This is a genomic window from Bacteroidales bacterium, from assembly GCA_013141385.1.
Classification (GTDB): Bacteria; Bacteroidota; Bacteroidia; order Bacteroidales; family Tenuifilaceae; genus UBA8529.
Genome location: JABFRB010000002.1, coordinates 22,582 through 38,041, shown reverse-complemented (window position 1 = coordinate 38,041; position 15,460 = coordinate 22,582). Strand labels below are relative to the sequence as shown.

At 35.0% G+C, this 15,460-nt stretch carries 12 protein-coding genes; 5 read left to right on the top strand and 7 right to left on the bottom strand.

Annotated features, from left to right (window positions below; translation table 11 throughout):
* Positions 1 to 71: 71 nt before the first annotated feature.
* A complete protein-coding gene (locus HOO91_01360; GenBank protein NOU16193.1) occupies positions 72 to 3,344 on the top strand; it encodes a peptidase S41 in 3,273 nt (1,090 codons plus the stop codon).
* A gap of 72 nt (positions 3,345 to 3,416) precedes the next feature.
* Here the strand turns inward: HOO91_01360 and aspS are convergent, their stop codons facing one another.
* On the bottom strand, positions 3,417 to 5,168 hold the full coding sequence (gene aspS / locus HOO91_01355; GenBank protein NOU16192.1) for an aspartate--tRNA ligase: 1,752 nt from the start codon (positions 5,166 to 5,168) through the stop codon (positions 3,417 to 3,419).
* A gap of 140 nt (positions 5,169 to 5,308) precedes the next feature.
* On the opposite strand from aspS, the gene HOO91_01350 reads away from it, so the two are divergent.
* The 4 genes from HOO91_01350 to HOO91_01335 all read left to right on the top strand — a co-directional run bounded on the left by HOO91_01350 (position 5,309) and on the right by HOO91_01335 (position 9,214).
* Positions 5,309 to 5,752, top strand: coding sequence for a nucleoside deaminase (locus HOO91_01350; GenBank protein ID NOU16191.1), 444 nt, complete (start codon positions 5,309 to 5,311; stop codon positions 5,750 to 5,752).
* A gap of 74 nt (positions 5,753 to 5,826) precedes the next feature.
* The gene (locus HOO91_01345; protein ID NOU16190.1) at positions 5,827 to 7,650 is read left to right on the top strand and encodes a U32 family peptidase; all 1,824 of its coding nucleotides are present in this window, start codon (positions 5,827 to 5,829) and stop codon (positions 7,648 to 7,650) included.
* Positions 7,651 to 7,777: 127 nt separating this feature from the next.
* Positions 7,778 to 8,677: an oxidoreductase gene (locus tag HOO91_01340; GenBank protein NOU16189.1), complete on the top strand. Its 900-nt coding sequence runs from the start codon at positions 7,778 to 7,780 to the stop codon at positions 8,675 to 8,677.
* Positions 8,678 to 8,833: 156 nt separating this feature from the next.
* Positions 8,834 to 9,214: a DUF1987 domain-containing protein gene (locus HOO91_01335; GenBank protein ID NOU16188.1), complete on the top strand. Its 381-nt coding sequence runs from the start codon at positions 8,834 to 8,836 to the stop codon at positions 9,212 to 9,214.
* 46 nt (positions 9,215 to 9,260) lie between these two features.
* Here HOO91_01335 and HOO91_01330 read toward each other — a convergent pair whose 3' ends face one another.
* The 6 genes from HOO91_01330 to HOO91_01305 all read right to left on the bottom strand — a co-directional run bounded on the left by HOO91_01330 (position 9,261) and on the right by HOO91_01305 (position 15,228).
* Positions 9,261 to 10,553, bottom strand: a complete 1,293-nt coding sequence (locus HOO91_01330) for a hypothetical protein (protein NOU16187.1) — start codon at positions 10,551 to 10,553, stop codon at positions 9,261 to 9,263.
* A gap of 128 nt (positions 10,554 to 10,681) precedes the next feature.
* Positions 10,682 to 11,260 carry a hypothetical protein gene (locus tag HOO91_01325; GenBank protein NOU16186.1) on the bottom strand — a complete coding sequence of 193 codons (579 nt, stop codon included), beginning with the start codon at positions 11,258 to 11,260 and terminating at the stop codon, positions 10,682 to 10,684.
* A gap of 54 nt (positions 11,261 to 11,314) precedes the next feature.
* A complete protein-coding gene (locus HOO91_01320) occupies positions 11,315 to 12,283 on the bottom strand; it encodes a hypothetical protein (GenBank protein NOU16185.1) in 969 nt (322 codons plus the stop codon).
* Positions 12,284 to 12,314: 31 nt separating this feature from the next.
* Positions 12,315 to 13,268 carry a hypothetical protein gene (locus HOO91_01315; GenBank protein ID NOU16184.1) on the bottom strand — a complete coding sequence of 318 codons (954 nt, stop codon included), beginning with the start codon at positions 13,266 to 13,268 and terminating at the stop codon, positions 12,315 to 12,317.
* Positions 13,269 to 13,432: 164 nt separating this feature from the next.
* Positions 13,433 to 13,951 carry a hypothetical protein gene (locus HOO91_01310; protein ID NOU16183.1) on the bottom strand — a complete coding sequence of 173 codons (519 nt, stop codon included), beginning with the start codon at positions 13,949 to 13,951 and terminating at the stop codon, positions 13,433 to 13,435.
* Between the two features lie 20 nt (positions 13,952 to 13,971).
* Positions 13,972 to 15,228 (bottom strand): hypothetical protein, encoded by a 1,257-nt coding sequence (locus HOO91_01305; GenBank protein NOU16182.1) that lies wholly within the window; start codon positions 15,226 to 15,228, stop codon positions 13,972 to 13,974.
* Positions 15,229 to 15,460 lie beyond the last annotated feature (232 nt).

Genomic DNA, 15,460 nt, shown 5'->3' with positions numbered 1-15,460 from the left:
ATCTTTGGCAATTATAATTTAGTATTAAAATATTTAATTTACCATAGAGTAATAACAAAAACCTCCTATTTATGTTAAAAAAAATATTTTCAATCAGTTTATTCTTTTACATTATTACAATTGGAATTGGACAAGTAAATGGTTCTCTATGGTTGAGATATCCTGCAGTTTCTCCCAATGGAAAAACAATTGTATTCAACTATAAAGGTGATTTGTACAAAGTTGATACAAAGGGTGGAACCGCAATAATATTGACAACCAACCCCGCATACGATTTTATGCCGGTTTGGTCACCAGATGGGAAAACAGTTGCATTTGCATCGAATAGGTTTGGCAATTATGATGTATTTACAATTCCAATTGAAGGAGGAATACCAACCCGTTTAACCTTCCACTCAAATAATGAATACCCATCAACATTCAGTATCGATGGGGAAAATATAATTTTCTCAGCTCAAATTCAGGATAACTCAAAAAATATTCAATTTCCAGATAATATTCTATCCGAACTATATTCCGTACCTACAACGAGTGGTAGGGTTAATCAAATATTAACCACCCCAGCAGAGGATGCTAATTTTAGTCCTAATGGCAAATTAATAGTTTATCAGGATAGGAAAGGTTATGAAGATCCGTGGAGAAAACATCATAAATCAGCTGTTACTAGAGATATCTGGATTTATAATACCGAAACGGGTAAACATGAAAAAATTACCTCTTTTAATGGAGAAGATAGAAATCCTGTATTCTCTATTGATAGTAAATCTATATTTTATCTTACTGAACAATGGGGTAGTTTTAATGTAGCGACAATAAGCACGGAACAGGGAGGAGAGCCTAAACAAATTTCATTCTTCGATAAGCATCCTGTTAGATTTTTAACTAAATCAAACAACGATCTTCTTTGTTACCAGCATAATGGAGAATTATATACGCAGACAATTGGTGGGCAGCCTCAAAAGGTAAATATCAATATTCTTTCGGATCAAACTGAAACCACGTTAAGCTATGAAACTCGTACAAAAGGTGCCACAGAAATGTCTGTGTCGCCTGATGGAAAAGAGATAGCATTTATATTAAGGGGTGATGTTTTTGTAACCTCAACTGATTATGGAACAACAAAACGTATAACAAAAACATCTGAACAGGAACGGTCGGTTAGTTTTAGCCCAGACGGAAAAAAACTGCTTTACGCTTCTGAAAGGAATGGCAGCTGGAAGATTTATCAAACAAGTATATTCTCAAAAGACGAGCCTAACTTTTCGCTATCAACGCTATTAAAAGAGGAGCCAATTGTTGAATTATCTGATGAAACATTCCAGCCTGCATATTCACCCGATGGTAAAGAAGTGGCATTTTTAAAAGAAAGAACAACGCTCTGTGTTATCAACCTTGAATCAAAACAAATTAGAACCATCCTTGATGGCAGATTCAACTACTCTTATAGCGATGGAGACCAATGGTATCAATGGTCTCCAGATGGTAAATGGTTTTTAGCATGTTTCAATGAATACCCATCTTGGCCTGATACTGAAGTGGGTTTAATTAACGCCAATGGCTCTGGAAAATTCTCCAACCTCACAAAAAGCGGTTATGCTGATAACTCCCCAAAGTGGATGATGAATGGAAAATCAGTAATATGGTTTAATGATAAAATGGGGATGAGAAGCCATGGCTCCTGGGGGTCCGAATTTGATATTTATGGTATGTTCTTAACCCAAGAGGCTTTCGATGAGTTTAACCTTACAAAACAGGAATGGGAACTATTAAAGGAAAAGAGAAAGAAGGAGAAAGAAGAAAAAGAGAAAACTGACAAGGAAAAAGATTCAAAGGACAAGAAAACCAAAGATGAAAAAAAGGAAAAGGTCACTGAAACTCTAAAATTCGAATTAGATAATCTGGATGATAGAAAAGTTAGGTTAACGATTAACTCTTCCAATATCTCCGATGCCATACTTGTACCAGAGGGTGATAAACTTTACTACTTAAGTAAATTCGAGAAAGGGTATGATCTTTGGGTTCGAAATATTAAGGATAATGAAACAAAACTTCTGCTTAAAATTGATGGATTTGCAGGTAATTTACAAATGGATAAAGATGGCAAAAACTTATTTTTTCTGTCTAATGGAAGTTTAATGAAGGTTGAGATATCATCAAATAAACTTTCGAATATAAACTTTAAGGCCGAATTTGATATAAACTACCCAGCCGAAAGAGCTTATCTTTTCGAGCATATTTGGCGTCAAATAAGCAAAAAATTCTACGATCCTAACTTACATAATGTCGATTGGAAATTCTACAAAGAAGAATATTCAAGATTTCTACCTAATATTAATAACAACTTCGATTTTTCTGAAATGGTAAGCGAAATGCTTGGTGAGTTAAATGGATCGCATACTGGCTGTAGGTACTATTCCAAACCCGATAATGCAGATCAAACAGGTAGTTTAGGAGTGTTTTACGATAATACATATAGGGGTAATGGTGTAAAAATTGCTGAAGTAATTGAGAAGTCCCCGTTGATTAGAGCCAAAAGTAAAATAAAAGCAGGAATAATAATCGAAAAGATTGATGGTATAGAGATTGTCGCCGATAAAGATTTTTATTCTCTACTTAATAGAAAAGCAGATAAACAGGTATTTTTAGATTTATTAAATCCTGAAACAGGTGAGAAATGGACTGAAATTGTTAAAGCAATCAGTATCAGGGAAGAAAACGAACTGCTATATCTGCGCTGGGTAAAAACCCGAAAGTTTGAAGCCGAAAAACTTTCGAATGGTCGAATTGGCTATATCCATGTAAGAGGAATGGATTCCGAAAGTTTTAGGGAAGTATACTCCGAACTACTTGGTCGAGATATTAATAAAGAAGCAATCATTATTGATACCCGCTTTAATGGGGGTGGTTGGCTTCATGATGATTTAGCCACATTGCTTAGCGGTAAACGTTATGCGAACTTTGTCCCACGTGGGCAATATATTGGTTCTGAACCTATCTCAAAATGGAGTAAACCATCAATCGTTTTGGTTAGTGAAGGGAATTATTCCGATGCTCATGCTTTCCCTTATACATATAAAACATTAAATATAGGGAAACTTGTTGGTATGCCTGTCCCAGGTACAATGACCGCCGTTTGGTGGGAAGATCAACAAGATCCCTCTTTAGTTTTTGGTATCCCCCAAATTGGTGTTAAAGACATGAATGGAAACTATTTGGAAAATCACCAGACGGAACCAGATATCAAAGTTATGATTACCCCCGAAGATGCTGCTAATGGCAATGATACCCAACTTAAGGCTGCTGTTGATGAACTGATTAAACAGTTGGATAATCAGAAAAAATAAGAAGAAAAAATTTATATAAAGACACAGAGAAATATTGAAACTTTGTGTCTTTATGTTTAGTTTTGATAAGGACTAAACCTTTCTCAATTCGATGCTAAGTTCTTTCAATTGCTCTGAAGAAATAGGTGCAGGAGAGTTAATCATAACATCACGCCCTGAGTTATTCTTTGGAAATGCGATATAATCTCTAATGGAATCAGCACCGCCAAATAGTGAGCATAACCTGTCGAAACCAAAAGCAATCCCACCGTGTGGAGGAGCACCAAATTTAAAAGCAGTCATCAGGAAGCCAAATTGAGCTTCTGCATCTTCGGGCGTAAAGCCTAATACTTCAAACATTCTTTGCTGTAACTGCTTATCATGTATCCTAATTGACCCGCCACCGATCTCAACCCCGTTAATTACTAAATCGTAAGCATTCGCTCTAACTTCTTTTGGATCAGTGTCAAATAATGGAATATCTTCTGGATTTGGTGATGTGAATGGGTGGTGCATAGCAAAGAATCGCTTAACCTCATCGTCCCATTCAAGCAGAGGAAAATCAACCACCCAAAGTGGAGCAAATTTATTTTTATCACGAAGGTTCAACCTATTTCCCATTTCAAGGCGAAGTTCACAAAGACCCGTAAGCGTTTTCTTCTTATCACCAGACATTACTAAGATCAAATCGCCTTTTTTAGCATTCATCTGAGCGACAATTCCTTTAAGATCTTCTGGTGTATAGAATTTATCAATAGATGATTTTATTGAACCATCCTCCTCCATTTTTATGTACACCAACCCTTTCCCGCCAATTTGTGGTTTTTTGATAAATTCAGTTAACTCGTCAATCTGTTTACGAGAGTAACTTGCACAACCCGTTACACAGATACCTCCGATGTACTCAGCACTATCAAATACAACGAATCCTTTACCTTTAAATTTATCTGTCAAATCAACGAATTGCATTCCAAAGCGAATATCAGGTTTATCGGAGCCATAATATTTCATTGCATCCTGATAGGACAACTTCTGGAAAGGTTCATTGAACTCAATCCCTTTTACAAACTTAAATAGATGCTTAGTTAGCCCCTCAAAAGTAGAAAGCACATCATCACGCTCAACAAACGACATCTCACAATCAATCTGAGTGAACTCAGGTTGTCTATCAGCCCTTAAATCCTCATCACGGAAACATTTAACAATTTGGAAATACTTGTCAAATCCAGCAACCATTAAAAGTTGCTTGAAAGTCTGAGGTGATTGTGGTAATGCATAGAACTCACCCGGGTTCATCCTCGATGGTACAACAAAGTCACGAGCACCTTCGGGTGTGGATTTTATTAGGACTGGTGTTTCTACCTCAATAAACTCCTTGCTATCAAGGTATTTTCTAACCTCTTGAGCCATCCGATGCCTTAACATTAAAGCTTCCTTTACTGGGTTTCTCCTTAAATCAAGGTAACGGTACTTCATTCTATACTCATCACCTCCATCCGTATCATCTTCAATGGTAAATGGAGGAATTTCAGAGGAATTTAAAATAGTAACGCCATCAACCTTAACTTCAATTTCACCAGTTGGGATTTTGCTGTTTTTACTACTCCGCTCAATAACCTTTCCTTCAACTTTTACAACAAACTCTCTCCCAAGTCCTGATATTAAACTCTGTAACGAGGAATCGCTCTTATCATCAACAACGAGTTGAGTTATTCCATATCGATCGCGTAAATCAATAAATGTCATCGCACCTAGATTACGGATTTTTTGAATCCATCCGCTAAGCATTACTGGCTGTCCAATATTTTTCAATCGGAGTTCACCACAATTATGAGTTCTGTACATCTCTCTGTTTTTTTTAATCATGCGAAAGTAAAAAGAAATATCCGTGTTTTAAAACAACGACTGAAGTTGATAAAAAAAATGATGCCTTTAAAAGGTTATACATTTTTACATCTTTATACCTTTGCACAATATTTAAAAGCATGGAAAATTCTCAAATAGATGAGAGGTATATGCATGAAGCCTTGAAAGAGGCCCAAAAAGCAGCGGATAAAGATGAAGTTCCAATTGGTGCGGTTTTAGTATGCCAGAATCAAATTATTGCACGGGCTCATAACCTAACCGAAACGCTAAATGATCCAACAGCTCATGCCGAAATGCAAGCCATAACATCTGCTACAAATTACCTTGGAGGAAAATATTTAGATCAATGTACTCTTTACGTTACCGTTGAGCCATGTCCAATGTGTGCAGGAGCCCTTTACTGGGCACAACTAGGCAGATTGGTTTATGGCGCAAAAGATCCAAAACGGGGTTATAGTCTTTTTGAAAAAACTATCCTCCATCCAAAAACTACAGTTACTTTTGATATTTTAAAAGATAATTGTTCATCGCTCGTCTCCAATTTCTTTACTAAAAAGCGTTAATTTATTTTTATCACAGAATATAATTAAAAGCGTTTATCATTCTTAAAAACTATTTTTGATACAGATTTAACTTGATGAAATATCTTGAACTTCTTTGCCCGGCAAAGGATTACGAAACGGGTGTTGCGGCTGTTAATCACGGTGCCGATGCCATTTACATTGGGGCAAATCAATTCGGTGCTCGCGAGAATGCAGGTAATTCTATTTCAGATATCGAAAAACTTGTTAAATATGCACATCCATTCAATGTTAAGGTCTACGTAACTGTAAATACGATAATTTACGAAAACGAGATTGAACAGGTCAAATCACTAATTGAATCATTGAATAGTATTGGGGTAGATGCAATTATTATTCAAGATATGGCAATTCTTGAAATGGACTTACCTTCCATTCCAATATTTGCTAGCACTCAAACGCACAATACAACACTCGAAAAGGTTAAATTCTTGGAAAGTGTAGGGATTGATAGAGTTATACTTGCCCGAGAGTTGTCCCTTGAAGAGATAAAAAATATCCGCAACCAAACCAAAATCGATTTGGAATTTTTTATTCATGGTGCTTTATGCGTTAGTTACAGTGGTCAATGCTACTTTAGCCAATCGATTACGGGTCGTAGTGCTAATCGGGGTGCTTGTGCCCAACCATGCCGCTCCTCTTATGATTTGGTTGATTCATCGGGAAAAATCATTGTAAAAAACAAACATCTACTTTCATTAAAGGATCTTAACCTTTCAAATCATATTTCAGATTTAATAGATTCAGGAATAACCTCATTTAAGATTGAAGGGAGATTGAAAGATATTAATTATGTTAAGAATATTACAAGCCACTACAACCAACTTCTAAATAAAATAGTGGGAAATAACTCAAATCTGAAACGTTCATCATCTGGACATACGGGAATATCCTTTTCTCCTGATCCAGAGCGCAGCTTCAATAGAGGCTTTACCACTCATTTTATTAATGAGAGGCAAAAAGAACAATCATCAATGGATACCCAAAAATCAACAGGTAAAAAGTTGGGGGTTGTTTCGACTTATGGAAATGGCTGGTTTACAATTTCGGGGAAAACGCCTTTGGCAAATGGCGATGGGCTTTGCTTTATCAACTCTAAGGGGATTTTAACAGGATTAAGGGTAAATCGGGTTGAATCAAATAAAATATTCCCTTATGGTGAAATGAAAGATATAAAAATTGGGGTTGAAGTATTTCGTAATTTTGATCATGATTTCAATAATGCTCTAAAAAGCAGCAATCGTAATCGCTGGATTAATTGTAAACTAAAAGTTGAGCAAACAGAGGCAGGACTTGTATTCTCAGCACTAGACGAAGATGGTAATTCTGCCTCAATCATTGTAAATAGTAATTTTGATCTTGCACTAAATTCTGAGAAATCTATTGAGAATATAAGAGTTCAACTTTCTAAGGCAGGCGATACAATCTTTAAAATCGAAATTGTTGAGATTAACATGTATAAGCCTGTTTTTATTCCCACCTCAACTATCAATCAAATACGCAGGGATTTGATTAATAAATTAACTAATACAAGATTTGAACAATTTAGTAAGACCAATAATAAAAAGGTGAGAGTAAAAAGTCAATATTTTACCAATAAACTTTCGTATAAAGGAAATGTTTCAAATAGTTTATCTAAGACATTTTATAATCGCCAAGGAGTTTTGTCAATTGATGATGCGTTTGAACTCCAGCAAAATATTCCTGATGCTGAGCTGATGGTAATGCGATACTGTATTAAATACGAAGTTGGAATTTGTCCAATAAAACAAAACGGTAAACCAACTGGTGATCTATTTTTAAAAGATAATAACAATCTTTACCCATTGGAATTTGATTGTAAAAATTGTTTAATGAAGGTTAAATCGCCAAAAATCTAATTTAATGAAATACCTATGTAGTGAAATAATTCCGAAGGATATTTACAAAATAAAGAAAGCCTACAATTGCAATCAACTTAATCAAAGCAATTTTAACATGTCAATTGATTAATCTAATTATAAATCTATGAAATTATTAAGTCCAACAAATTGGCCAGAATATGAGCTTATAGATAGTGGTGATTTCGAAAAGTTGGAACGGTTTGGAAATAGGATAGTCGCTCGTCCTGAGCCTCAGGCAATTTGGGATAAATCCTTATCCAATGATGAGTGGAAAAAAATGGCTGATGCATATTTTATTAATGGGAAATCGGACAAGGGCTCCAATTTTAAGAACGAAGGCGAAAAAGGGGACTGGAAATTAAAACCAGGACTCAAGGAACAGTGGTACATTGATTATAAGTATCAGGAAATGAACCTGCGATTCAGGTTGGGATTAACATCTTTTAAACATATCGGGATATTTCCCGAACAGGCATCAAATTGGAACTATATCTACGATACAATAAAAGGATTCCAACAACCTAATACAAAGGTTTTAAATCTATTTGCCTATACAGGTGGGGCATCACTTGCTGCTAGAGCAGCAGGAGCAGATGTAACCCATCTTGATTCCATTAAACAGGTGGTCTCTTGGGCTAGGGAAAACATGGAGGCATCAGGTCAACAAGATATTCGTTGGATCATTGATGATGCGGTAAAGTTTGTTAGCAGGGAATGTCGTCGTGGAAATATTTATAATGGGATAATCCTTGATCCTCCTGCTTTTGGACGAGGTCCTGAGGGAGAAATGTGGAAATTAGAAGAAGGCATTAATAATTTGCTCAAAAATTGCAATCAAATACTTTCACCCAAAAATAGTTTCTTGATTTTAAATATTTATTCTATAGGTTTCTCAGCATTAATTGCAGAGAACTTTGCTAAATCCATCTTTGGTATAGACAAACCTGAATACGGTGAACTTTTTGTAACCGATAGAAATTCAAGGCGTCTACCATTGGGTGTGTTTGCACGATTCAAAAAATAGTATACCTTTACTATTATTTATTAATTAATTTTGACATTATAAAAAGCTATATTAAGATTAAACTTATTAGTTCAATCATAAAAAAGATATAAAAAAAGCAGGTATTTACTTAAAAAAGCACTAATTTTATAGTGTCGGAATCTTAACTGATTAGATATGGAAGCATTAAAATATAAGGCTACAAGCCAATACCCAGAAATAATTCTCGATAAGGTTAATGGAGTATTTGAGTTTTCTGGTAATTCATTACCAGAAGATGCAAAAGCATTCTATGAACCCATTTTACAGTGGTGGGATGCATATACAATAGATCCTAATTCGGAGACAATTATTCGGTTTAAGATGATTTACTATAATACCCCCAGTTCTAAATTACTTTTTCAGGTTTTCAAAAAAATTGAGAAACTCGCTAGTTTAGGACATAAGGTTAAAGTGATTTGGAAGTATAATGATGAGGATACTGATATAAAAGAAGCTGGTTTTGACCTTGCCGAACATGTTAAAGTCCCATTTGAATTTCAGGTATATAAAGAATAAAAAAAGGCCCGATGTTCGGGCCTTTTTTTCTGCTATTATAATTCTTTTACCAATCTGTAGTATAGCTGTGATTGTATATTTTATATGTTTTTTCCTCTCCAGTTGTATTCGAACGGTAGTATATAGATCCCGATAAAAAAGATATTGTTTTCCCGATCGAAGAGGTTTCATCGATTTTAATGGCTTGACCAATATTAAGTTTAAGATTATGATTGCCTTTTCCTGTGAAACTTTGGTTAATTCCATCAATTATAACAGGAGTTAAACCTTTGAATTCAACTACCACCTTTAGAACAGTAAATGGCGAATCATATTTTGAAACAACAATCATGTCTAAGATTGAAGCATCAATTGTAACATCTCCTTTTGTTGTGGTTGTAAAATGAAAAGGTTCATTCACAAAAATACTGGCTTTGTTGACTGAAATATCAAAGTAAAACTTCTTTTGAACATCAGAATTTCCAAAACGATATTTAACAAGAATGTTATTCTCTGGATCCTCATAACAGTTGGCATAATCGTACTTAACCAACCAATTAGTCTGATTATTAATTGTTGAAGTGATACGAGCACATTCTGATTTTGTAATTGGTTTTTTTACCGTGCTAATAGTCCTTGTGCCTAAGCGTAAGGCATATTTTAACTCTCCAAGATTGCTTTCTACCTCAACAAGTTCTATTGATGCAAGAAGGGATTGAAACTTCGTAATTCCAAGTTCTGCTTGGTTTTTTCTACCATCCATAAAGTAATCTATGAGTACTTTTAGTTCCCCTATATTTTTTTCAATCTGCTCAACAGACTCAACTGTTTCAGTTTGGCCTAGGAGATCTTCAAGTTGCTTTGTAAGTTCTGCGTCTCTTGTTTTGTAATCATAAACAAGTTTGTTAAGTTCCAATTCAGGAAAAGGATATTTAATATGATAATTAAAGAATACGCTTTTGTCCTTACGTTGCAATTTTTCCCAATAAAATTCCTGCACTTTTGAAAGGGATATACCTTGTAAAAATGGTACTTTACCAGATTCGGTTGTTGTTTGTGAAGCAAATTTTTCAAGAAATACAGAAATGTTATTATTGTAATTAGCTTCTTCCTTCTTTAATTCAGTTTTTGATTTAACATTCTCAGCAACAGATGATACTATTCGCTCCTTAACCATTGTGAGCGCATTTTGTTGAGCATCTTGGCTTGTAGCACCACTCCCTACTGTAATTATATAATCTTTCTCTAAATTATTTACCCATTTTGGTTGTTTTCCGCTCTTCTCAATAATTTTATCTTGAGATAAACTTATTCCAGCAGAAGCAATTAAGGCAACAACCAATAGTAAGTACTTCTTCATAATTTAATTTGTTTGGGTTTATTTGAATTTTAATATATAAGATGTAACCTCAAACGATTGGAATGAAATCCTTATATAGCAATCAGCAACCCCGAAGGGTTGCCGATTGGGGTTTTGTTTAATAAAGATTATGGTTTTTCACCAGCAAGTTTATTCATCTCCTCGTTGAAAATATTCTCAAATTTCATCTTGTCATAATCAAGTTGAAGTTTTTGATCTTTGCTAATCTTGTCTTTAATGTTGTTTAACAACTCATCCTTAGCAACTTCAACAGCCATGTAAATGGTATACTTACCATCTTTGCTGAATGTTTTGCTACAAACAGTTGAAACATTGTTCAACTCTTGGTTAACAACGTCGCGAGTTAACTGCTCAAATTTTTGCTCAAACTCTGAACCTTCTCCAATTTGACGATCATTGGTATAACGATCTGTAACGGTTTTAATGGTACGGTTAATTGAAGCAGCTAAATTGCTGTTTGCATCAATGCTTGCTTTATTCTTAGCAGTACTAAGATCTTGGCTGGTTCCTGTACCTGTGCCACGGAAAAACTTCTGATCAGCGTGAAATTCATTATCGCTACAGGGAATATTTAATTCTTTTCCCATTGAGTCATCTTTAGCTGCTGGTTTTGAACCACCACAACTTACAAGGGCTACTGATAGAGCAATTGCTCCAACAAATAAAAAGGTTTTAGCTAGTTTCATGGTCATTTGATTTAATTAAAATTTAGATTAAAAAAATATTTGAGTTAATAATAATTACTTTTTGTAAAGCCAGTTCCAATCCCAGTTAAAATTGGCAGAAGCACCCCAATAAGCCCAAGAAACGGCAACATCTTTACCCGCTTGGATCATCAGTTTCTCTTTGTCAACTGAATCATCATATTGTTTCATCTTGAAAGTCCATACATTTGCACCATCAGCAAGCATTTTTTGTGTGATCTCTTCAGTAAGTTGAACGGCTTGAGGGTAACACTCCATATCGGGAGTAATCTTGCCAAGAAATTCAGCTGCTTTATCGCTATTCATAGCAGCCCAAGATGCTTTAGCTCCTGCCATATACTCCGTACACTTATAGTTTGCATACTGTTTATAAATCTCAATAGATAAATCCATACACTTGTCAAAGCATTCGCGACAAACATCTGGTACGCTTAGTAAGCCGAAAAGAGCCTCCTCATACTTCTTTTGACCGGCAAGAGCTTGAGCGCCTTTCATAACAACATCGCATTGTGAGTTATAAAACTCCATTATTTTGGTTTTTCCCGTTTCAACAAAACCCTTGAATTGCCCTGCCTTAACATTGAGATTCTTTAGACCTGCTATATACGCTTTATCTTCAGATGCACCCACAGCTTTTACAGTTATGCTGGTTTGGCTAAAAATTGTCTGGTTAGAAGCATCTACAATATAAAATACAACCTCAAGTGTTAATGCGTGCATAGGTGGTGCTGTTGGTGTTATCTCTTTGGTCAACACATTTACCATTGGAACAATAAAGAAACGTGGGTTAGAACCAGATCCTCCAATTCCATTCTGTACAGCAATTTGTTGCATTTTACCTTGAAGTAACTGACGTGCAGATGCTGGTATACCTTCTGCTTGCTCCGGGACGAAAGCTGTAAGGGCAACTCTTCCCATATCGTCAGTTTTGCCTTGACTATTCTGAGATAAACTCACAAAAGGTAGAGCAATCAGCGCCAAGAATAATATTGAAATTCTCTTCATAACTTTTATTTTAGGTAATTAATGGTGCTTATTATTTTTCACCTATTACTAATTGAGCTTGTCCTAACCCTTTCATCATAAGTTTAGAGTCAAGTTGGTACTTATCCCTTAGCATCTTCTGCAAATTACGCGCCCAACCACGGGTGTCTACTGCTTTATTATTTGCATCCATGAGAGGAATTCGAACTTGCTCAAAAAGCAACATATTTTCAGTAGCATCAGTAGTGCTAAATCTTCCTTGAACAGTATTTTCTGTTATCCAACCTTCGATAACCTCAGTTAATTCCTTACCATCATATTCTGTGGTGAAATCACCATCAAATGAACTCCATGTTTTTACACGTAGAATAACCTCTCGCCCATTTGCAAACATATCATCAAAATGAGCTTGGAGTTGAACGTTAAAGTTATCGATATGAGCTAAAACGGCTTCTTCTAGCAATACAGGTAATTCTGCTGAAAAAGAAGGTTTTCCTGTTCCTGATGCACCAGCAATTTGTTTGTCGGTATAGGAATCGAGTCCTTGTAAGTTAAAAGTAACTGACTTTTTAGGACCTGTTTGGTTTACAGTCCAGGTTATTTGCATCCAAATATCAGCCTTGGCAACTTTTTTAAGTTTGTCTATTGGACTTTCATTTACTTCTGCGCCACCCTTGCTTGTTAGCATAGCATCTTCAGCCGCTTGATCCTGCAAAGTTTTTAAGGCAGATTCTAAATTCTTTAGAGGAAAACCTCTTGTTGCCATTAATTCATTTACTTTACTTATAGCTAAAAGCAAATCAGCATTTTCTTGTAGTGCTTTTTTGTAATCAGGAACTTTAACTTTTGTTCCTTGATTATCGAATTCAAGCATATAACCATTGGTATTACACCAAACATCACTAGGTACAACCATAATGGTTGGCTTTTTTGCTTGCGAAAATGCACCAGATACACTTACAAGTAAGAGGGCAGAGATGAAAAGATATATTAATTTGTTCTTCATAATAAATATATTAATTAGTTACTATTCGATTCTTCCTTTATGTTTATTAATAAACTTCTTTTTTTAAAAATCGACAATTTCAACTTTCCAAATATTCTTTTTCAAATTCTGTGCCATTTTTTATCCCAAATAAAAAGTGGCACAGAAGTCGACTATAAATATTATTAGAATCCAGAATTTAACCCTTTGATTACACCTGCATCTTCAAGCGCTTTTCTCAGGTCACTTACATTAACAGATACAACTACTCCGATCTTGTACTTTTTCCCAACTTTCATTCTATCTTCAGCTGCAACAGAGCCATCGCCAGATTCAGTAACATATCTATTGTAATTTCCCTTATCAGCAAAAAATTCATCAAAAAAGGCTTTCTTTTCTGCCTCAATAGCAGGAGTAGCTAACGCTTTTTGTCCAGGAACACCTGGTTTTCCGGAAAAACCTTTGAAAATAACACCGTGAACAGCATTCTTTTTTGCCTGATTAATAGCAACAGTTGGTTTTTTTGAATATGACCAAACTTTAATTAGGTAGGTTCCTTGTGTTCCAACACTTACACCTTCAATTTCATAAACAAAATCTTCAGTGTCTTTATCTGCCTTTTTCTTTGCTTGGGCATTAACACTGATCGATAGGCCTAATACCATAACAAGTAGAAGACTGCTTAGTTTAATAATACTTTTCATCTGTTAAAAATTTAAGGTTATTATTTAATTTGTCTAATTAACATACCGGGATAGAAATCTTTACCACCTTTAAAGAAAGTACGGTCAAGTTTGGGCTTATTATCGGCAGCAACTGTACTATCGGCAACCTCCTCTTGACCTGCAAGGTAACGATTATCCCATATCTGTTTACCATCTACCTTAATAGTACCTTTTCGAACGTATTTAGTCCTACCTTCTTTGTCAATAGTTTGTTCTAATACTTCAAATTTATCGCCACTTTCTAACCCTTCTTTCATGCCAATTTTAGCTGTAATAGGATCTCCTGTATATAAAGGCGTCTTGGTTTTAAATACATCGTATTTCTTCTGTAGTTTAGAGTAAACGTTATCAATTGTTCTGATAGTTGCAATTTCCACTAGCCTTTCTGCGCTTCTTTGTTCTCTAAAGGAGCCCATAACTAAACTTCTAGATTTTTCTGAACCAATGAAATTCAAACTAAACAAATCCGTATTGTCAAATTTTTCTTTCTTTGCAGGATCGATGCTGTTTATATCCATCCAATAATCGTTGTAGAAAATTGATGAAATTGAATCGTTCCATGCTATTTTATATAGGTAAGAAGTTGTCCAAACAGAATAACCTTCTCTGGCTTTATTATAAACCTGCTCCGCTGTAAATTCAGCAACTTTTCTAAGCATACTATTAGAGATTTTTGCAGTAGCAATTTTTGATGCCTCCCAAGCTATTTTAGCGGGTATCTCGTTTTTGACAAAATTTAATTTAGAAACAACAACAAAAGTATTGCCAATTAGTTCTTCGCCAGCATCAGCTAAAGAAGCTAACCCTCTTGCTGAATTTGAAGCAATTTTAGCTTGCATTTCACTGGCATTGTAAGAACCTCTTTCGCCTATAAGGGACATATCAAATGTTCCATCTTCTTGTCTATTAAACCACTTTGCAACCATTTGGTTGGCAACTTTTTTGTCGACAAAGTATTTTTCGATAATTTTTGGAATATTGTTTGATGTAGTATCACCATTTATTCCATAATCTTTTGGATTAAAAGATTTATCACCTACATCGTGATTATTATATTTATCAGGAAAGGGTGCTTTGTAATAAGCTGCTACAACGGTATCTTTGAAGGGAAATCTGTCGGATTCCAATAAAATAGTGTGCAAGGAACTCCTTCTATATTTTATGTCCTGTATCTTTCTGTTATCAACTTTTTGAGCGGAGGCAATACTAATGCTTATAAAGACGATGACACAAAATAGTAAAATTCTTTTCATCATAATGAGGTATTTTAAAATTATCTACTCGTAAGGCTTTTCGAAGACGCCCCGTTTTTATATGGTTTCTGGACTCCATTTAAGAAACGATAAAGTTTATTTTTTATCAAGTAGTAAAAATACAAAAAAAAACAAACCCTCAATTATTAGCAAAGAGTTTGTTATGTTTTATTACTAATATATTTAATTTAGCGATCCTAATTGATTGTTTTGTAGAGATTCCGATATTCATGTC